This is a genomic window from Carnimonas nigrificans ATCC BAA-78 (genome assembly GCF_000526695.1).
In the GTDB taxonomy this organism is placed as follows: Bacteria; Pseudomonadota; Gammaproteobacteria; order Pseudomonadales; family Halomonadaceae; genus Carnimonas; species Carnimonas nigrificans.
On sequence record NZ_JAGO01000005.1, the window covers coordinates 1 to 18660 of the forward strand.

Genomic DNA, 18660 nt, shown 5'->3' on the forward strand with positions numbered 1-18660 from the left:
AACGTTGCCGTTTTGTAGTTGCCGACAAGGGATATGATAGCCAGTCCCTGCGTCATTATTGTTCCAGCAAGGGAGTCCGTCCCATTATTCCTTATCGTCGAATGCGCAGGACTCCCCGCCCGGGACTGCCATATCAATTTGACAAGCCCCGGTATCGCCAACGTAATGCTGTAGAAAGGTTATTTGGCTGGCTAAAGGAAAAACGCCGAATCAACTCTCGCTTTGACAAATTGGCCAGTAGCTTCAATGCCATGGTGACACTGGCCTGCATTGGGCGCTGTATGCGAGCAGACTTTTCAGACAGAACCTAGCCTGCCTCACACTACAGACATAACGTGCAAGGATAGCATTCGGCCCGGTCGCTGTCAGGCACAGCGGCCCCGTTACCGGCTTCCAGAGACGCGTCGAACAGTCGAAAAACGGTCAGATAGGGAAAGTTGAATATCTGTGAGAAAAGTCTCCCGGCGAGATAATTATCACCCCTCAAGGGATAATTTTTGCAGTTAAATAGAGAAAATAAGGCAATAAATATCATCATTTCGGCAGAAATAACCCTAATAAGCCTGCGCTATTATTTGTTGCCGCTGTGGTTTTTAGAGCTGGTTGACCAACGATGCAGGCCATACGGACTGCTTCTCCCGGATTAATGGCTCGCCTCCCTACAGGCGTCATGCACTGCCATAAGAAGAGGTGCTGGAGCGAGTGACTTGAACGCCTTATGTTGCTGTCCAGAAGCAGCAGGGCGCCGAAGCGCCCTTGTCATATCCAACGGTGCACCGAGCATTCTCTCAGCTATCCGTTGACGTAAACGGCCACTACCGCTCGGGCCACTGGATATGCTTGACCTCGAAGAATTCGCGGAAGCCTTCTTCGCCGCCTTCCCGTCCCAGACCAGAGTCACCAGGGCCACCCCACAGAGCGTCGACACGAAAGCCGCCGCCGCCATTGATCGTCACCGTTCCCGAACGAAGGCGGTTCGCCACCTGGAGCGCCTCTGGCGTTGGCCCCCAGACATTCGCATTAAGATGGTATTTGCAGTCGTTGGCGATGCGAATGGCTTCTTCGACATCATCGTATGGAATCACCACGCCTACCGGTGCGAACAGCTCTTCCTGAGCAATCTCGAACGAATTGTCCAGGTTCGTCACCAGTGTCGGTTGCAGGTAGAAGCCCTCCAGACCTTCTGGTCGTTTACCGCCGGTAGCGATGCTGGCACCGGCTTCCACGGCACGGGTCAGAAACGCTTGCACGCGGGAAACCTGCTCGTCAGTGATAAGCGGGCCAAGCAGGGTGTTCGGGTCCAGCGGGTCGCCTATCGGCATGGATTCCAGATACCGCGCCGTGCGCTCCACGAATTCATCATAGTGGGCGCGCGGTACGATGGTGCGTGTTGTGGCGCCGCAGGCCTGGCCTGTGTTGCGGCAGAAGCGCAGCGCGGAAGATTCCACCGTAGAGGCGATATCGACGCCGGGCAGAATCAGGTTTGGTGACTTGCCGCCAAGCTCCAGCACCAGCTTTTTCAGCGTCGGTGCCGCCAGCTTCATCAAGAGGCTGCCCACAGGAGCGGAACCGGTAAAGGTCACCATATCCACCTCGGGGGCGGTCACGACCTGTTCGGTTACGGCGGGCGGCCCAAAGATGAAATTCACGGCGCCGGCAGGGAAGCCTGCCTGCTCCACCAGTTCGATCAATAATCCTGACGATAAAATGGCTTTAGGGGAGGGCAGCAACAGCGTTGAGCATCCCGCTGCCAGTGCTCCCCCCAGTTTCCACGCGGCCATCATGAAAGGAACATTGAACGCTGTGATAGCGGCGACCACGCCAACCGGTTCATGCCGGAACATGCTTTGTGACGTCATCGGGTCGTGGTGCAGGCCCAACGGCTGCTCGTAACCGCCATTCGGGCCGCGGAGTGCGGCATCGGCAAACCAGCGGAAAACTTTCGCGGGATTATCGACATGCAGCGCCGCGCTGGAAATGGGCGCGCCTACTTCGGCGGCGACCGTTTTGATGATCGTGTCTCGGTTTTTCTCTATAAGATCAGCGAGCCGATGCAAAAGCGCTGAGCGTTCTTTGGGTTCCAACTGTGACCACGGCCCACCATCGAACGCCGCGCGGGCAGTCTCTAGCGCAGCTTGCACCTGGCCGGTAGAGGCTGAGGTGCTGGTGGCAATTTGCTGGCCATTGGCAGGATTAATCGAGATGACGTCGGCATCTTCGCCTTCACTCCACTGCCCATCAATATAGTGTTTTACGGAAGAGTAGAGCATCTTCTAGCCTCCTCATGTGATGAAATCATGTCTACAACGAATGCCGATCCGGCGTTATTTGGCCGTATAGCCCCCATCGACGATCAGCTCCGAGCCTGTCATGTAGGAAGAGTCGTCGCTGGCCAGGAACAGCATGACGTTGGCAACTTCTTCGGGACGGCCCAGCCGCTTCATCGGGATATGGCCCAGGAAGTAGTCGGCAGCGGCTGACTCGGTGTTCATGAACTCTGTTTGCGGAGTGCTGATGAGGCCCGGATGGATCGAGTTGACGCGAATACCCTGCTCGGCCAGGCTGGCTGCCGCCGATTTTGTCAGCAGACGGTTAGCGCCCTTGGAGGGCGAATAGGCGGGATGCACTTCAGGCAGAGCCACCAGCCCCGCAATAGAGGAGAGGTTGACGATAGAGCTGCCTGCTGCCATGTGCGGCGACACGGTTTTAATGCCGAGAAACTGGCTGTTCAGGTTGAGATTGACGACTTTGTTGAAAGACTCCAGCGTCACAGTCTCCCAGCTCTCCGGTGCGCCGGGAAGACCAGCGTTATTCACCAGTACGTCGATGCGGCCATGAAGCTGCATGATGTTGCCAGCCACTTCTTGCCATTGTGACTCGCTGGTCACGTCCAGCTTCATGGCGGTGGCCTGCAATCCACCCTGTGAAAGCTCGGCGCAGAGCGCTGTGACGGCCTCTTCCTGAATATCGGTTGCCACGACCTGGGCGCCTTCTGCGGCAAACAGTCGGGTGGCAACGGCCCCCATTCCGCTGCCTGCGCCAGTAATGATAATGACCTTGTCTTGTAAACGGCCCATGTTTCACCTCTCTCTCAACGTTGCTGTTAGCGAAGATTGCTCCCGCCGCATTCATGTGGATCGTGCGGAGTGGAGCGTTTGAAGTGCATCTTTATATTGGTGTTATCGGTAATACCGCTGCCGGTACGCAGCGTGGCGCTACCGGTCACGAGTGCGGTTTTTGCAGCGATACGGATACCGCCCGCTCTTATTGAGCAAACGCGTTGATGCCAGTCAGCTCGGCTGACAGTTGCCACAGGCGTGCGGCCTGTTCGGGATCAATGGCGTAGCTGCGTACACCGGTCTCGGTTGGCTCGGGGCTGTCATCGCGCACGGCAACGTCGCAGTCCTCGCAATAGAGGCCGCCCTTGCCTTCAAGCAGTGGTGAAGTGGCAGCCCATACCGTAGTAGCCGCCCCTTGCGGTGCTGTCTTGAAGGTGGGATCAATGACTTCCCCCTGGTCGTTGAGCCAGCCCAATGCCGTCATTTCTGTCATGTCCATGTGACGCTGTAGCGGCGTGTAGATCTTGCCCGGATGTACCGAGAACGCACGCACGCCTTTGGCCTGGCCCAGCGTATCCAGCTGTTTGGCGAATAGCGCGATGGCAGTTTTGGATTGCCCATAGGCCAGCCATTTGTCATAGCCGCTCTCGAACTGCACATCGTCCCAGCGCATCGGTGAGTAGTGATGCCCCAGGGAGGAGAGCGACACCACGCGAGCACCAGACGCGATAGCGGGCCACAGCAGGTTGACCAGGGCGTAGTGGCCCAGGTGGTTGGTGCCGAACTGTGACTCCCAACCGTTGCTAACGCGGGTTTCAGGATTAGCCATGACGGCGGCGTTGCAGATCACCAGATCGGCCTTGCGACCGCTGGCGACAAAACGTTCGGCGCAGTCGCGCACGCTGCTTAAATCGGCGAGATCAAGCTGATCGAGTTCAACATTGGGGAGGTCAGCCAGCGCTTGGCGCGCTGTTTCGAGAGTGCGCGCCAGCACCAGCACCTGCGCTCCGGCATGGGCCAGCGCTCGGGTGGTTTCCAGACCAAGGCCAGAATGGCCGCCGGTCACGATGGCAAGTTTGCCGTTGAGATTAATGCCGGCCAGCACATCGGTGGCGGTACTATGCCAGTCAAAATCGGAATTCAGGGGTGTTTGTGGGTCAGACATCATCGCTTTCCTCGTAACGTGACCATAAACGGTAGTCTTCAAATAACGAACGCTCAATGCGAAATGGTACGATTTTTATCTTTAATCGTACGGTGTTATCTGTCTGAGCAACGGCGGATCAGGGCGTGGATGAATCTGGTTGGTGGAAAGCGCAGAGCTTATTGCCATCGGGGTCGCGCACATAGGCCAGATAGACGGGGCCCACGGGTGTCTCGCGCTCGCCCGGCGGTTCTTCGCAGGTGGTGCCGCCATTAGCCACGGCGGCCGCGTGGAAGGCGTCGGTTTGCTCAGGGCTGCTCATGCTCAAGCCAATAGTGCCGCCGTTGGCGACGGTAGCGGGCAGGCCGTTGAGCGGCTGGGTGATGACCAGCAGGCAGCCTTCATGCTTGTAGAGGACGCGCGGCGAGTTGAAATCCAGCTCAATGCCGGGTTGGGCGCCGAGGACGGCCAGCACCGCGTCATAGAACTTCTTGGAGCGGGTTAGGTCATTGCTGCCCAGGTTGACGTGGTGGAACATGGTTTACTCCTGCACTGCTTGATGGAAGTCTTCGTTACTGCGTCGAGCATAGCGCAGCCATACGTTGTCGCCGGGCAAGGTCTTTACTTCGATCAGTGAGAAGCCCACGGGCGGCTGTGGCTGCATGTGCTCACCACGCTCGGTGAAGGTTGGCGTGTCGATGGCATCGTCCAGTACCGGAGCGATGACCAGGCTCAGCTCGTCTACCAGGCCAGCATTGAAGAAACCGCCGTTGACGATGGCGCCGCCACCAAGAACCATGATCTCGATGCCGAACAGCGTCTTGAGTTTACGCATCGCCAGAGGCAGGTCGAACTGCTCATCACCGGCGAAGATGTAGGAAATGCCCTGCTGGCGCAGGTAGGACACATATTGATCCGAGGCGCGTTGGCTAAGCAGTTCGATGAGGTGTCCGGTGGGGCGGTAGCGATACTTGCCCAGAGCGCCGTATTCGCTGAGAGTGATCGCGTTCTGTTTCCAGGCCAGCTTGCCAGCCGGATCGGCGACCACGATGAAGTCTTTCAGCTCGGTGGGTGCCACCCAGTCCTCGCGCGGGTAAATGGGTGCGTTCGGGGTGAACTCTGGCGGTTCTTCGCCAGCGAAGAATTCCATGGTTACGCGTCCGGCCAGCCAAGCCTGGCAGCCGAAGCTCATATGCGTGTCCTCGTAGTTCTTCACCAGGTCGAAGCGCGCCGGAGAGCTCATGTAGGGGCCACGGATCTTCGCGTTCAGCGAGGTTTCCATGTGACAGATGATCTTGGGTCGATCCACGAAATACACTCCTTATATAAGAAGTACCCGGTGCAGGCCTGCCTGCGACGGGTACTTGGTTGGATGTAGCTACTACGCTCACACGACGGAGCCAGCCTATGGTTGTTACTCCGCTGCGCTACGTTTCCTGATCGTTTTCGCCACCGTTTATCTCTAGCTCGTGACGTCCTGAACAGGCTCTTACAGCTTGATTTCGTTGAATACTGCGTCGTCGAAGGCGGTGTCTTCGCCGCGTTCGCGCCAGCTGTTCAGATCTTCCAAGCGCTTGGCAATGGTGGCGTCCCAGATCGAGAAGGCATCACGTCCCAGCATCAGGCGCACGGGCGGCTCGGCACTGTCCACTACTTCGAGCATGCGCTGGGCAGCTTTGGCGGGGTCACCAGCCTGCTTGCCGGAGGAGCTTTCCAGATAGGTCTCGAATGGTTCAACCACGGGCCGGTAGGCGTCGATACGTTGCTCCGGGCGCATATTGACATCGCCGGCGAACTCGGTGCGGAACGCCCCTGGCTCAACCAGGGTCACGTGGATGCCCAGCGGTTTGGCCTCAATGGCCAGCGATTCTGTCCAGCCCTCGATAGCGAACTTGGCTGCGCAATAAGGGCCAGCGGCATTCATCGCCACCAGGCCTGCGATGCTGCTGACGGTAAGAACGTTGCCCGAGCCTTGCTGACGCATTTGCGGCAGTACCGCACGGGTCATCTCGGCGGCGGCGAAGAAGTTGAGCTCCATCTGTTCGCGCAGTTGGTCGGGGGCAAATTCCTCGCAGGCACCCACTACGCCGCGCCCGGCGACATTCGCCAGCACGTCGATACGGCCGAAACGCGCCAGCGTATCGGCCACTGCCTTGTCACGGGCGGCAGCATCGGTGACGTCTACTGCCAGCGGCAGCACGCGATCTTCATACCCTTCAGCGATGGCTTGCAGGCGTTCCAGGCGGCGCGCAGTAATCACGGCTATGTCGCCATTGGCGATCACTGCTTCAGCCAGGGATTTGCCGAAGCCGGAGGAGGCGCCAGTGATGAACCAGACTTTTGGTGTAGTGCTCATGGTGTCGATCCTGTATGTAATTCAAGTGTGTATTAGGTGAGGGGGGACATCAGCCGCGAAACCTTGGCGGCTTCGAGTCGTGGCTGATGCTTCCTTCCCAGAGTAGTGAATCAGTTAACCACCAATGGGTTTTATTTCTACCCCATCAAACGAAGTTTCCATGCCGCGTTCGCGCCAGGCGTTGATATCCTCAATGCGCTTGGCAATGGTTTGATCCCACAGGCCATAGGCATCGGGGCCGAGCACCAGGCGAGTCGGAGCCTTATCGCTATTGGCTACGGCGATGATGACGGCAGCCGCTTTGACCGGATCGCCGATCTCCTTCCCTGCGGAATTTTCCAGGAAGTTCTCGATTGGGCCGGTGACATGGCTGTAGGTATCGAGGCGCTGGGCGGGGCGTACGTTGACATCGCCAGCGAAACCGGTACGGAACGAACCAGGCTCAACCAGGGTGACGTGGATACCCAGCGGGGCAGCTTCCACTGCCAGCGCTTCGGTCCAGCTTTCGATGGCAAATTTGCTGGCGCTGTATGGCCCGCAGCCGGGAATCGCCGCCAGACCAGCGACACTACTGACGGTAAGAATGTTGCCTGAGCCTTGCTGACGCATTTGCGGTAACACGGCGCGTGTCATCTCGGCAGTAGCGAAGAAGTTCAGCTCGAACTGATTGCGCAGCTCGGCTTCTGAAAATTCTTCGACCGCTCCCATTGAGCCGCTACCGGCCACATTTGCCAGCACGTCGATGCGGCCAAAGCGGGCCAGCGTGTCGGCTACCGCTTGTTCACGGGAATCCGCATCCGTCATGTCCAGTGCGAGCGGCAGCACGTTATCTTCGTGACCCTGAGCGATGGCCTGTAGACGCTCCTGGCGGCGCGCAGTGATCGCTACGCTGTCGCCGAGGGCGATAACCGCCTCGGCCAGCGCCTTCCCGAAACCGGAAGAAGCACCGGTAATCAGCCAAACCTTCTTTGTATTGCTCATGAAATTCGTCCTTTTAATCAGATAATGGTGAGTCCGCCATCGACCACCAGCTCGGCACCGATGATGTAGGAAGCATCGTCGCTGGCCAGGAACAGGGCAGCCTTGGCGATCTCTTCAGAGGTGCCCGCGCGGCCAATGGGAATGCCTTTGAGCAATTCCTTCATCGTGTCAGGGGCTTCAGTGAAGTAGGTAGCCATCGGCGTTTCAATCAAGCCTGGGAAGATGCCATTGACGCGGATACCACGCCGAGCGAAGTCCACTGCTGCTGCTTTTGTCAGGTGGCGGCTGGCACCCTTGGAAGCGCTGTAGCCTGGCGGCACATCGGGGAACACGATAATGCCCGCCGCCGAGGAGATGTTGACGATGGCGCCACTGCCCTGTGCTTCCATATGCGGAGTAACCGCCTTGATGCCGTAGAAGTGGCTGTTGAGGTTGACGTCCATGACATGATGGAAGTCTTCGGCGGTGGCCTTGTCCCAGCTACCATCGCGTGGCCCTGGGGTCCCAGCGTTATTGACCAGGATATCGACTTTCCCGTAACGCTCGACGGTATCTGCAACCACGGAGGCCCACTGTTCCTGCTGTGTTACATCGAGCACTGAGGACGATGCTCGATGCCCTTTGTCGGTAATCTCCTTGACCAGCTTGTCCATATTGTCCTGGCAATTGCTCTGGTCAGTGATGACTACCGTGGCACCTTCGGCAGCAAACAAACGGGCAATCATTGACCCCATGCCGGTATTGCTGCCAGCGCCGGTAATGATGGCGACTTTATTGTGTAAACGATTCATAAAGAACACTCCAACTGATGATGTGAGTACGCTCCGAGCGATGGGAAAGCGCATGAAACAGCTCTGGATACGCAGGCTGTCGCCAGTGACGGCGTTAGCAGCCACATTGCTTGCTCAGCGCCGTTGCTGCGGGCGCGAATCCGGTACAGAACCTGGGCGGGATGCTGAAGCCAAGCCACGTCAACTGCTTGGCCGCCAGCACCCCTGACTGTTTCTCTGGTTAGGGGCGAGTGACCTACTTGAATGTGTCCAGCAGGGTGGCGCCATCCTTGCCGATGATGCCCAGCGGCTTGGCCGTGGAGTCGTCGGCAATGGTCTGGTAGTGGGCCTGCACGTCTTCGGGCGTGGTCTCGGGATTCTTGTAGCCTTCGTTCTCCGCGAGGGAGAGGCGTTGCATCAGCCCGCCCTGGGTTAGCCAGGTTTCACCGGTGACGTCACAGCTTTCATGCGCGAAGTAGGCGACCATGGGGGAGACCATCTCGGGAAGCATGGTGCTTTGGAGGGTCTCCTTGAGTTCATCAGGCACGGTGGCTTCCGAGGCCATATGTGACCAGGCCGTGGGAGCGATAGCGTTGACCCTGATGCCCACCTTGAGCGCTTCAATAGCCAATGTACGAGTGAATGAGAAAATGGCGCCCTTGGAGGCCACGTAAGGTGTCTGACCTTCCCAGCCCGCGAGCGTAGGCGAAGCCGTGTTGATGATGCGGCCCGCGCCGCTGGCGAGCAGATGCGGCCAGGCGGCGGCAATGATGTCTACCGCTCCCAGGTAATTGATATCAATATGGCGGCGAATTTGAGCCATGTAATCGGCTTCATTCGCATAGGTTGGCTTATTGATACCGGCATTGTTGACGACAATATCCAGCTGACCAAAGGCATCAATGGCGGACTGCACGATAGCCTGAGCATCCTTGGAGACATCGCCGTAATTGGCAACGGCCTTGCCACCCGCTGCCTCGATTTCAGCCACCACCTCATCGGCAGCCGAGCTTCCGCCTAAGTCATTGACTACAACAGATGCTCCGCGGGCCGCCAGCAGCAGCGCATGAGAGCGACCAAGGCCATTGCCACTGCCCGTTACCAGGGCCACTTTTCCATCGAAACGCAACATATTTGCTCACCTCTTTTCTTGAGTAGATGGGAGCCATAGAGCCGCTATTCGCTCCCAGACCATTTAGAAGAACCTTCACCCAACGTCAGATGTGCTGACTTACTGAGACGATTGAGCGTTTGATTTTCCTTTTTACGGTTGGTTGAAAAGGAGTGGGGAGAGGGCAAGTGCCTTCGAGGCCGCTCGCAGGCGTTTGGAGAGGAACTTGAGTTGCCCTGCCTCAGTGATGAACGACTTGCTTCACTATGGTGTGTGCAGGCTCCCTTCCTCGGGAGCCGCAAGGGGGTGTCAGGCGCGCTTCAAGCCCCTAGATGCTTGTTGAAAAACGGTACCAGTTGCTCCAGCGCCTGGGCGGTGGGTTCCGGCTTGTCGTAAAGGTCGTAGTGGCTTGCGCCTTCGACGATCTGGATGCTCTTCTGCTCCGATTTCGCGCGGCCATACAGCTCCAGGCCATCACGATAGGAACCGAAAGCGCCCGGCACGCTGCCAATCACGATATGCAGCGGCTGCGTCAGCAGCACTTCGGCAAACTGGAAGGCGTCCCAGCCCACGGCGGCGGCGGTACTGGTGAAACGCAGCTTATTGGGCGATCCCGGCTGCTGGCCGCGCGGCGTGGTGTAGTACTCCACCGCTTCAACAACGTCGATGTCGTCCATTCCTGCTTCGGCGCGCTCGGCTTCGGAATTCGGGATATAGCCAACGATCATCGGCTCGCCACCGCGTGCTTCGGCGGTGCGCTGTTGGGCGATGGCTTCCAGCGTATTGAGGGCGGCGTTGGGAGACATGTCGCCTTCGCGCATCAGGCGACCATAGTTGGCAGCTACCACGGTGCCTACTGCCTTGAAACGGCGTTCGGTCATGGCCGCGTTGACGGAATAGCCGCCGCCACCGCAGATGCCCAGCACACCGATCCGTTTTTCATCGACGTAGGGCAGCGTGACCAGGTAGTCCACTGCGCAGCGGAAGTCTTCAACACGGGTGGCAGGGTCTTCAAGAAAACGCGGCTCGCCGCCACTGGCACCCTGAGTGGATGCGTCGAACGCCAGGGTGATAAAGCCTGCATTGGTCAGCGCTTCGCCATAGATGGCACCGGAAGTCTGCTCCTTGCAGCTACTAATGGGGTGAGCGCAAACGATGGCCGCATAGGTGCGGTCAGGATCGAAATTTTCGGGGAGACGCAGTGTCGCAGCCACGTCCCAGGTGCGGTTTTTGAAGGTGACGGATTGAGTCTGGCTCATGACGTATTCCTCAAGTAGGGCCTGCTCCCGTCTGGGAAACAGGCATGATGAGTACTGTTTGCTGCGTCAAGGAGATCAGGCTAGGCCTGCTCGATAAGCGACTGTGTACTTGATCTCTCTATCAAGATAGCTATCTATAAAGGTAGCTGCTTTTGCACTGAATCAGGCATGGAGATGACTTCCTGACAGGGAAGAGCAAGCACTCACAAGTACCTTGTATAGAACGGCACCAGCTTGCTCAGGGCCGCTGTAACAAGATTAGGCTGATCGTACATCCCCATATGGGTGCCGCCATCGACGATCAGGAGATCCTTGTCATTGCTGGCAGCGCGACGATAAAGCTCCTCGCTCATCCAGCGAGTACCCGCGTCGCTGCCGGCGATCACCTGGAGCGGTTGGGTAAGGAACAGCTCAAGGTTGCTGAAGGCATCATAGGTCACCAGCTGTGCCAGACTGCGCGTGGTCATCTTGCCCGGTGCGTTGCAGTGCTGAGCGCGCGGAGTACGATAGTAGTCGTAGGCTTCGCCAAAATCGGGATGGATGCTGGCGGCGGCATCACGATCCTCGGGCACGGTAGGCAGGTAGTGGGTATCTTCACCATTCGCTTCACTGGTGCGTGCGGCCATCGCCTGATCGCGTAATGCCAGACAGTCCTGAGGGTTGCCAGTGTTGTCCCAGCCATGACGGTACATCTGTCCGTAGTTCACCGCGCTGATGGTGCCCAGCGCCTTGATGCGGGTATCGATCAACGCGGCGTGGGTTGCGTAGCCACCGCCAGCGCAGATACCCAATGCACCGATGCGGGCATTGTCCACATAGACGAGCGTGGTGAGATAGTCGATGGCGGCGCTGACATCCTCGACCCGCTGATAAGGGTTTTCGAGATGGCGCGGCTCGCCAGTGCTATCGCCCTGGTAGGCGGCATCGAAGGCCAGGGCAATGAACCCTTGTTCGGCGAGCTTTTCGGCATAGAGGCCAGCGGTCTGCTCTTTTACGCCACCGGCAGGATGCACGCAGACAATGGCCGCGTATTGACGCTGGGGGTCAAAGTCAGCAGGCAGGTACAGATGACCGGCCAGAGGGAAATCGCAGCTCTTGAACGTAACGGGCTTGCTCATGGTGAAAGGCTCCAGAAAGGGGACACTTGCGTGATGCTGCTCCAACGATAGGTGTTTGGGTGCGAACGATCAATGCTTTAGAATACTGCATTCTTTGTTATAAGTACGGGAAGGACCATGGACCCACTTTCTGATGTACTTTCATTGCTGAAGCCGCGCAGCCAGTTCTATGCGGGATTTGACGCCGCCGGGGAGTGGTCCTTCGACTTCCCTGCCCATGAAGGCATCAAGTTTACGGCCGTTATGCGTGGCACGTGCTGGGGAATTACCGACGGGCTATCGGAGCCGGTGCGCTTTGTTGAAGGAGATTGCTTCCTGCTCAACAGTGGGCGGCGTTTCGTTCTGTCATCTGACCCAACGCTACCCGCACAGGACCCCGGCGACATTCTGGATATCGCCAACTGCAATGGCGTGGCCGTGCATAACGGCGGTGGCGAGATGTTTCTGATCAGTGGTCGCTTTGATTTTTCCGGCAATCACGCTGCCGTGCTGTTTGATGCGCTGCCTTCGATCATCAATGTGCCAGGCTCTTCGGGGCAGGCGCAGGTGCTGCGCTGGTCGCTCGAACAGTTAGCCAATGAGCTGAGAACGCCGCAGCCGGGCGGCGCGCTGATGTCCACGCATCTGGTGCATCTGATGCTGGTTCAGGTCTTGCGGTTGTTTATGTATGCCTCCAGCGATCTTCCTCAAGGGTGGTTTCTGGCACTGACCGACCCGCAGATCAGTTCGGCTATTGTGGCGATTCATGCCGAGCCAGCCCGCCGCTGGACGCTGGAAGAGCTGGCGCGCGTGGCGGGAGTGTCGCGCACGGTATTCGCGCAGCGCTTCAAGGCGTTGGTGGGGAGCACCGCCATGGACTATATCGCCCGCTGGCGGATGCTGGTGGCGGCCAATTATTTGCGGGAAGGTGCACAGAGTATTTCGGCCATCGCCTTCTCGCTGGGCTACGAATCCGAAAGCGCTTTCAGTACAGCATTCAAGAGAATAATGGCCTGCTCGCCGACGCAGTTCCGGCGCCGGTCGTTAGGCTAGCTGGTAGGCATGGAAGGCGTGCCACTGGTGAGTTACAGCGCTTTTATCATGGCAATGTTGAAGGAAGTAGGGCTAAAAAGTGGTGAATGTCGGGAATTTGTTCAGAAGGAGAAAAGGTACGAAAGCGCATCAGCATTACTGCGCGGCACACTGCATTGTCCGCGCAGCTTTCCTTCATACCCTTCCCGCAAACGGTACTGAATATCTCACTCCCTTCGATACTCAGCGTTTAAAGGGCGCGTCGGGTGTTATCAGTTGGCCGGTGACTTCAGCGGTTGAGGGTATTTCCTGGCACGGGTTTCAGGATGACGCCGGTGGGGGCCAAACATTGCCACACAGATAACGCCACCAAGGAGCAGGGCACCCGCGACCACCATCAGGCCATAGTCGTAGCTTTGAGTGGCATCCTTGATCTGGCCGAGCAGTGGCGGCAGCCCCAGGCCAACGCCATTGGCCAGCGTGTTAATCAAGGCGATAGCAGCGGCACTGGTGATACCCGACAAGCGCTCGGTAGTCGTCGCCCAGAACACTGGTGTTAGCGCGAATACCAGCCCCACCGCCAGACTCAGGCAGAGATAGGCCACTATTGCATTGCTGGAAACCAGCACGGCTCCCATGCACAGTCCCGCCAGCAATAGTGGGGCGCCCATGTGCCAGGCGCGCTCCTGATGACGGTCAGAATGGCGACCATTCCAATACATGGCGATGCAGGCGATGGCAAAGGGCGCTCCTGACAGCGCACCGATGGCGAAGTTACTGTTGGCCACATGCATGGAGGAGATGATCATCGGCATAAATAGAGTGAGGCCGATGGTGCCGAACGCTTGCAGGAACCAGATCAGCGAAAGTACGCCTACCAGCGGTGAGGTAAAGGCGGTGCGCAGTCGAGGGCGCTGATGCCCATGCTCTGCCGCTTGTTCCTGAGCCAGTTGCTGTTGCAGCCATTTTTTCTGATCGTCCGGCAGCCACTTGGCGTTGGCGGGGCGATCGGGCAGGCAGCGCAGTGCCATTATCCCCAGTACCACGGCGGGGAAGCCTTCAATCAGGAACAGCCAGCGCCAGCCCATCAAACCGCCTATCCCCGACATGCCGAGAATGGCTCCCGAGAGAGGCATACCGATCATAGAGGCGGTCACCGAGCCCATGTAAAAGAATGACATCGCTCGAGCTCGGTTGCTCTTGGGGAACCAGCACGAGAGATAATAGATGATGCCGGGGGCAAAGCCTGCCTCGGCCCAACCAAGCATAAAGCGCATGATATAGAGCTGGGTAGGCGATTGTACAAACGCCATCAATGAACTGACGATACCCCAGGTAATCAAAATGCGCGCTATCCAGACCCGTGCCCCAACATGCGTCATGATCACGTTGCTGGGCACTTCAAACAGGATATAAGAGATATAAAAAACGCCGACCCCAAATCCATACATGCTGGTCGTGAGACCAAGATCAGCATTCATTTGCAGTGCCGCGATGGAGATATTGGTTTTATCGAGATTGGCTACAAAATAGCAAATGACAATAAAGGGAATGATTTTGAGATTTAGCGTGCCGATGGTCGACTGCCGTATGTCGTTTGCCATGGTTTACTGCCCGCCCTGGAAGGAGTTTAGGGTCACCTTACCCAGCGATACTCTCGATTAAGGAAGGAATAATAAATTCCACCTTTGGCGCGAGACCTTGGTCTATGCAGTGGATGGCGATCTGAGGGTGGTGAAACACTCCGTGGTAGCGCTAAGAACCTGTTTTTACCTCGCATAGCGCTAGTTCGAGAGACGTTGAACAGGTGCTAAGAATGAAGAGAAAAAGAGAAGGAAATAGAAAAGAACAAAAAGAAGACAGTGCCCCTGCGCTTTCACTGGGCAGCGCCTGCCTTGGTTTGCCTTCTTGCAGCAGCTCTTAAACGCTGGCAGTTACCCTTCCTTCAGGGCCAATAATGCGACTTTTGTTTAAAGACATGCATTAGTCGAACTCCCGTATCATGAAGGGAGTTGCCTGTGTCGGCGGCAATAAGTGTATCTATATATTTCCCCTGACTGAGCGAGCATTAATTTTATGAAGGCCGTTACCATTCATGCTCCCCATGATCTCCGTATTGATGAAATCGTTTCCACCGAGCCTGGGCCTAACCAGGTAGAGGTACGCATTCGCAATGGCGGCATCTGCGGTTCTGATCTTCATTATTATCATGAAGGCGGTTTCGGGAGCGTACGTATCAAGGAGCCCATGGTCCTTGGGCATGAAATTGTCGGTGAAGTCATTCGCAGCGGAGACGCCGAGAATCCCCTTGCAGCGGGTACGCGAGTAGCCATAAACCCGGGCACGGTACCCACTGAATGCAAATTTACCCGTGAAGGGCTGACCAATCATGCGCTGGACATGCGCTTTTATGGCAGCGCCATGCGTTTTCCTCACGTTCAGGGCGGCTTTCGTGAACGGCTAGTGTGCGAGCGTTCGCAGCTGGTAGTGCTGCCCGATCATCTGAGCTTTGAGAAAGCTGCCTTCGCCGAGCCATTGGCGGTCTGTCTGCATGCGGCGCGTCAGGCGGGGGATCTGCTGAATCGCCGCGTGCTGGTGTCGGGAGCGGGGCCAATCGGCGCGTTGACGACGCTGGTTGCGCGTTTGGCAGGTGCTCGCGAGATCGTGGTCACGGATATTCTGGATGCGCCGTTGGAAACTGCCGTCAAGGTGGGAGCAACGCGCACCATCAATGTCGCGACCTCCCCGGATGCCCTTGCCCCTTACGCTAACGAAAAGGGCACCTTCGACGTTATCTTTGAATGTTCCGGCAGTCAGGCAGGTCTTGCCGCTGCGCTCAACGTAGCGCGCCCGCGCGCCACCCTTGTTCAGGTAGGGATGGGCAACGATGTCGAGGTGCCGCTGGCGACGCTGGTTGCCAAGGAGTTGCAGCTAAAAGGCACCTTCCGCTTTATTGAAGAATTTGAAGCCGCCGTCGCCACGCTTGCGCGTGAAGATGTGGATGTTGCGCCACTGCTGAGCCAAATCTTCCCGGTAGAACAGGCGGTCGAGGCGTTCGAGCTGGCAAGTGACAAAGGGCGCGCCATGAAGGTGCAGATTCGCTTTTAAGCGGCCGTGCTTAGGTACTGCCCGTCACACTGGCGGCGGGAAGGCGAGTCGAAGCCCAGCTATCGCGGTATAGACACACGATGAGAAGCGCTGCCAGCAATGCACAGCGTTTCGCTTTATAGATAGAGTCCAAGGATATTATTCATGAGTACTTCTCTCTCCTCTCTGACATTATTCGATCTTACAGGCAAACGTGTGCTGATTACTGGCGCAAGCCAGGGGATCGGCTTTGCTCTCGCGCAAGGATTGGGGGCCGCAGGTGCAACCGTGATTATCAACGGTCGCCATCAGGATGCATTGGATGCGGCGGCAGAGGAATTGTCAGCGCAAGGCATTACTGTCGAGACGGCTGTGTTCGACGTGACTCAAAGCGACCAGATTGCGCTGGCCGTGGAAAAGCTGGAGCAGCAGGGCGCCATTGATGTGCTTATCAATAACGCAGGCATTCAGCGCCGAGCGCCGCTGGAGCAGTTTTCCCAAAGCGACTGGAATGACATTGTTCAGGCCAACCTGACCTCTGTCTTTAATGTCAGCCAGCAGGTTGTACAGGGCATGATCAAACGCAATGCGGGCAAGATCATCAACATCTGTTCCGTTCAAAGCGAACTGGGTCGTCAAACCATCGCGCCCTATACCGCCACCAAAGGCGCCGTAAAAATGCTCACCAAGGGCATGTGTGCGGATTGGGCTCGCTACAATATTCAAATCAATGGCCTGGCCCCTGGCTACTTCGAGACCAAAATGAACAAGGCGCTGGTGGAAGACGAAGCGTTTTCCGAGTGGCTGTGTCAGCGCACGCCGGCACGTCGCTGGGGCAAGGTAGAAGAGTTGCAGGGAGCGGCGATCTTTTTTGCCAGTGACGCAGCGAGCTTTGTTAACGGCCAGATTTTGCTGGTTGATGGCGGCCTGACCAGCGTCGTCTAAAAGCCTGTTTTTAACGCAGTAGAGCCGACGCGCAGCAGACGTTGAATTGGCTCTAAGCGCCGCCTGAGCATGTTCATGTAATGCTGCCGTGTAATTCAGACACAACATGCAACGGAGCGACGGCAGCGGTTCCATGCCAGGTTTTGTATAATTGCTTCCACAAGAACACCTGAATGAAATGTTCAGGTGTTGTGCTGGGAGCTATTTTGATGATTCGCCCGAAGGTAGGGTAGGATTATTTCTGGCCGAGTATATGCCTGTTCGTTGCGCGCTTCTCTTCTGCTATGGAATAGAAAACTGACGCATGAAGTACCGGGCATGTTCATTACATATACGAGATAACGTTCGAGGAGGACATATATGAAAAAGGGATTATTGGCTGTGTGTGGGTTGGTAGTGCTTTCAGCTTCACTGACTGGCTGTACAGGAACCGTCAAGGGTTCCAACCCGGGATGTACCTATAACTATGCATTCGTTCCCGCATTATCGGTTTCCCGCTGGCTCAACCAGTGTGGCCCTGTCCAGCATTCAGGCAACCACCAGGCGCTCGGCACGCTGCGCGACTAATCTTTTTAAGGCCCCGTACTGTTCTGCGGGGCCTTATCCTTCCATGGGTGTATTTATGGAAGGATAAATTATCATCCCCCCCTTATTCTCTCCGCATGTCGCTGTGGTTATTGTTCGTGCCTGGCAATGGGGTGCGTGGCTGGTATGGCCCCACTTAGGGTATGCCCCCTGGCTAATGCTTTGAAATTGCAATGCCCTTTGGTAGATAGCTTGTTCTCGAGCTATTCTGAAACGTTCCCAAATTTAGCTGTGAAGACATCGACTGGCTGCTGCCTCATGCCCTGATAAGGCTCTTAATAGCATGGATGAGGACAGGCGAATGTATCTGATTCAGCCCCGTGGGTAGCGATATTTTTATAATAATCAATGTGTCGAAAGAGACGAGGCCGAGGCTTTTGGTATGCGTCTGCTTCTGGTAGCCCACCAGCATAATATTGACCCAAGGCACACCATGGCGGCTCCCTGCCAAAAGGGCTGCGATAGGGGAGTGTTCAGAACAATGGCCGCCAGCGCTGCGGATAGCACTGGGATGAAATAAGAGGCGCCAGCCAGAATAGCTATGTTGCCATGCAGGATACCGACATTCCACGAAGCATAGCCAAAGCCCAGCGCCATGGCAGCAAGAACAGCGTAAGTAATAGCGTGATAGTTCATTACCATATGGCTGTGATTGCTCAAGCCGTGTTGTACCCATAGTACCAGCGCGACCATTATGAAAAATAAAACGACCCCATTGTTACCTCGCGCGATTCGAGCGGTAACCGTGCAGTATGCGGCCCAGATGAGCGCGCCAAGAAAGGCCAGCCCGTAGCTGAGAGGGTTTACGGTTATGTTATGCCACATAGAAACAAGGCTGATTCCCTGGTCGCCGCCAAGAATCCACATGATGCCTAGGTTCTGTCTGAAAAGTCATACATGTTAGCCTTTCGCTGTTGACGAAAGGAGATGGCCTGATGGTGGAACGTTACGCGGTACCTGATCATCAATGGGATATGATTGCCGATATAGTTTCTCCCCCACAGAAAATGGGGCGTCCACGGCGAGATGACCGCCTGATGCTTAATGGCATCTTCTGGATTCTCTGTTCGGGAGCACAATGGCGGGACCTGCCCGAACGATTTGGCTCCTGGAAGACGGTATACCAGCGATTCCGCCAGTGGCGTGATGATGGTACTTTCGAACAAGTCCTAAGCCGGCTTCATTTACGTCTTCGACAGGATGGTCTCATGGATTTGGATACATGGATGATCGA

Annotated in this window: 19 protein-coding genes; 6 read left to right on the plus strand and 13 right to left on the minus strand. The window is 56.8% G+C overall.

What is annotated here, in order from left to right:
- Window positions 1-311 (plus strand): transposase (locus L881_RS13510; protein WP_156926467.1); only part of this gene is annotated, 311 nt, incomplete at its 5' end.
- A 504-nt stretch (window positions 312-815) separates the two neighbouring features.
- Here the strand turns inward: L881_RS13510 and L881_RS0101035 are convergent.
- From L881_RS0101035 to L881_RS0101085, 11 genes are all read right to left on the minus strand, one after another.
- Window positions 816-2270, minus strand: a complete 1455-nt coding sequence (locus L881_RS0101035; protein ID WP_025731874.1) for an aldehyde dehydrogenase family protein — start codon at window positions 2268-2270, stop codon at window positions 816-818.
- A 54-nt stretch (window positions 2271-2324) separates the two neighbouring features.
- Entirely contained in the window at window positions 2325-3077 is a 753-nt protein-coding gene (locus L881_RS0101040) for an SDR family NAD(P)-dependent oxidoreductase (RefSeq protein WP_025731875.1), read from the minus strand.
- 187 nt (window positions 3078-3264) lie between these two features.
- Window positions 3265-4224 (minus strand): SDR family NAD(P)-dependent oxidoreductase, encoded by a 960-nt coding sequence (locus tag L881_RS0101045; RefSeq protein ID WP_025731876.1) that lies wholly within the window; start codon window positions 4222-4224, stop codon window positions 3265-3267.
- Between the two features lie 118 nt (window positions 4225-4342).
- Window positions 4343-4741: a VOC family protein gene (locus L881_RS0101050; protein ID WP_025731877.1), complete on the minus strand. Its 399-nt coding sequence runs from the start codon at window positions 4739-4741 to the stop codon at window positions 4343-4345.
- A 3-nt stretch (window positions 4742-4744) separates the two neighbouring features.
- Window positions 4745-5512 carry a RibD family protein gene (locus L881_RS0101055; RefSeq protein ID WP_025731878.1) on the minus strand — a complete coding sequence of 256 codons (768 nt, stop codon included), beginning with the start codon at window positions 5510-5512 and terminating at the stop codon, window positions 4745-4747.
- 180 nt (window positions 5513-5692) lie between these two features.
- Window positions 5693-6559 carry an oxidoreductase gene (locus L881_RS0101060; protein WP_025731879.1) on the minus strand — a complete coding sequence of 289 codons (867 nt, stop codon included), beginning with the start codon at window positions 6557-6559 and terminating at the stop codon, window positions 5693-5695.
- A gap of 114 nt (window positions 6560-6673) precedes the next feature.
- On the minus strand, window positions 6674-7540 hold the full coding sequence (locus L881_RS0101065) for an oxidoreductase (protein WP_025731880.1): 867 nt from the start codon (window positions 7538-7540) through the stop codon (window positions 6674-6676).
- 17 nt (window positions 7541-7557) lie between these two features.
- Entirely contained in the window at window positions 7558-8331 is a 774-nt protein-coding gene (locus L881_RS0101070; RefSeq protein WP_025731881.1) for an SDR family NAD(P)-dependent oxidoreductase, read from the minus strand.
- A gap of 235 nt (window positions 8332-8566) precedes the next feature.
- Window positions 8567-9442, minus strand: a complete 876-nt coding sequence (locus tag L881_RS0101075; RefSeq protein WP_025731882.1) for an SDR family NAD(P)-dependent oxidoreductase — start codon at window positions 9440-9442, stop codon at window positions 8567-8569.
- Between the two features lie 299 nt (window positions 9443-9741).
- The gene (locus L881_RS0101080; RefSeq protein ID WP_025731883.1) at window positions 9742-10680 is read right to left on the minus strand and encodes an alpha/beta hydrolase; all 939 of its coding nucleotides are present in this window, start codon (window positions 10678-10680) and stop codon (window positions 9742-9744) included.
- A gap of 203 nt (window positions 10681-10883) precedes the next feature.
- Window positions 10884-11798 (minus strand): alpha/beta hydrolase, encoded by a 915-nt coding sequence (locus L881_RS0101085; protein ID WP_025731884.1) that lies wholly within the window; start codon window positions 11796-11798, stop codon window positions 10884-10886.
- A gap of 117 nt (window positions 11799-11915) precedes the next feature.
- Here L881_RS0101085 and L881_RS0101090 point away from each other — a divergent pair, with 117 nt between their 5' ends.
- Window positions 11916-12830, plus strand: coding sequence for an AraC family transcriptional regulator (locus L881_RS0101090; RefSeq protein ID WP_025731885.1), 915 nt, complete (start codon window positions 11916-11918; stop codon window positions 12828-12830).
- Window positions 12831-13081: 251 nt separating this feature from the next.
- On the opposite strand, the gene L881_RS0101095 is transcribed toward L881_RS0101090, so the two are convergent.
- Window positions 13082-14413, minus strand: coding sequence for an MFS transporter (locus L881_RS0101095; protein ID WP_025731886.1), 1332 nt, complete (start codon window positions 14411-14413; stop codon window positions 13082-13084).
- 472 nt (window positions 14414-14885) lie between these two features.
- On the opposite strand from L881_RS0101095, the gene L881_RS0101100 reads away from it, so the two are divergent.
- The 3 genes from L881_RS0101100 to L881_RS0101110 all read left to right on the plus strand — a co-directional run bounded on the left by L881_RS0101100 (window position 14886) and on the right by L881_RS0101110 (window position 17408).
- Complete coding sequence (locus tag L881_RS0101100) at window positions 14886-15917, plus strand: L-idonate 5-dehydrogenase (protein WP_025731887.1); 1032 nt, start codon at window positions 14886-14888, stop codon at window positions 15915-15917.
- Window positions 15918-16061: 144 nt separating this feature from the next.
- On the plus strand, window positions 16062-16841 hold the full coding sequence (locus L881_RS0101105) for an SDR family NAD(P)-dependent oxidoreductase (RefSeq protein ID WP_025731888.1): 780 nt from the start codon (window positions 16062-16064) through the stop codon (window positions 16839-16841).
- Window positions 16842-17201: 360 nt separating this feature from the next.
- Complete coding sequence (locus tag L881_RS0101110) at window positions 17202-17408, plus strand: DUF4223 family protein (protein WP_025731889.1); 207 nt, start codon at window positions 17202-17204, stop codon at window positions 17406-17408.
- A gap of 363 nt (window positions 17409-17771) precedes the next feature.
- Here the strand turns inward: L881_RS0101110 and yddG are convergent, their stop codons facing one another.
- On the minus strand, window positions 17772-18293 hold the full coding sequence (gene yddG, locus L881_RS0101115) for an aromatic amino acid DMT transporter YddG (protein ID WP_025731890.1): 522 nt from the start codon (window positions 18291-18293) through the stop codon (window positions 17772-17774).
- Window positions 18294-18361: 68 nt separating this feature from the next.
- Between yddG and L881_RS0101120 the strand changes: the two genes are divergently transcribed.
- A partial coding sequence (locus tag L881_RS0101120; protein WP_025731892.1) for an IS5 family transposase occupies window positions 18362-18660 on the plus strand: 299 nt, incomplete at its 3' end.

Excerpts from the sequence above, each read along its gene's own strand:
- L881_RS0101105 (WP_025731888.1), top strand. The coding sequence starts at position 16,062 with ATGAGTACTTCTCTCTCCTCTCTGACATTATTCGATCTTACAGGCAAA.
- L881_RS0101100 (WP_025731887.1), top strand. The coding sequence starts at position 14,886 with ATGAAGGCCGTTACCATTCATGCTCCCCATGATCTCCGTATTGATGAA.
- L881_RS0101075 (WP_025731882.1), bottom strand. The coding sequence starts at position 9,442 with ATGTTGCGTTTCGATGGAAAAGTGGCCCTGGTAACGGGCAGTGGCAAT.
- L881_RS0101035 (WP_025731874.1), bottom strand. The coding sequence starts at position 2,270 with ATGCTCTACTCTTCCGTAAAACACTATATTGATGGGCAGTGGAGTGAA.
- L881_RS0101095 (WP_025731886.1), bottom strand. The coding sequence starts at position 14,413 with ATGGCAAACGACATACGGCAGTCGACCATCGGCACGCTAAATCTCAAA.
- L881_RS0101080 (WP_025731883.1), bottom strand. The coding sequence starts at position 10,680 with ATGAGCCAGACTCAATCCGTCACCTTCAAAAACCGCACCTGGGACGTG.
- L881_RS0101110 (WP_025731889.1), top strand. The coding sequence starts at position 17,202 with ATGAAAAAGGGATTATTGGCTGTGTGTGGGTTGGTAGTGCTTTCAGCT.
- L881_RS0101045 (WP_025731876.1), bottom strand. The coding sequence starts at position 4,224 with ATGTCTGACCCACAAACACCCCTGAATTCCGATTTTGACTGGCATAGT.
- L881_RS0101085 (WP_025731884.1), bottom strand. The coding sequence starts at position 11,798 with ATGAGCAAGCCCGTTACGTTCAAGAGCTGCGATTTCCCTCTGGCCGGT.
- L881_RS0101040 (WP_025731875.1), bottom strand. The coding sequence starts at position 3,077 with ATGGGCCGTTTACAAGACAAGGTCATTATCATTACTGGCGCAGGCAGC.
- L881_RS0101065 (WP_025731880.1), bottom strand. The coding sequence starts at position 7,540 with ATGAGCAATACAAAGAAGGTTTGGCTGATTACCGGTGCTTCTTCCGGT.
- L881_RS0101090 (WP_025731885.1), top strand. The coding sequence starts at position 11,916 with ATGGACCCACTTTCTGATGTACTTTCATTGCTGAAGCCGCGCAGCCAG.
- L881_RS0101060 (WP_025731879.1), bottom strand. The coding sequence starts at position 6,559 with ATGAGCACTACACCAAAAGTCTGGTTCATCACTGGCGCCTCCTCCGGC.
- L881_RS0101050 (WP_025731877.1), bottom strand. The coding sequence starts at position 4,741 with ATGTTCCACCACGTCAACCTGGGCAGCAATGACCTAACCCGCTCCAAG.
- yddG (WP_025731890.1), bottom strand. The coding sequence starts at position 18,293 with ATGTGGATTCTTGGCGGCGACCAGGGAATCAGCCTTGTTTCTATGTGG.
- L881_RS0101070 (WP_025731881.1), bottom strand. The coding sequence starts at position 8,331 with ATGAATCGTTTACACAATAAAGTCGCCATCATTACCGGCGCTGGCAGC.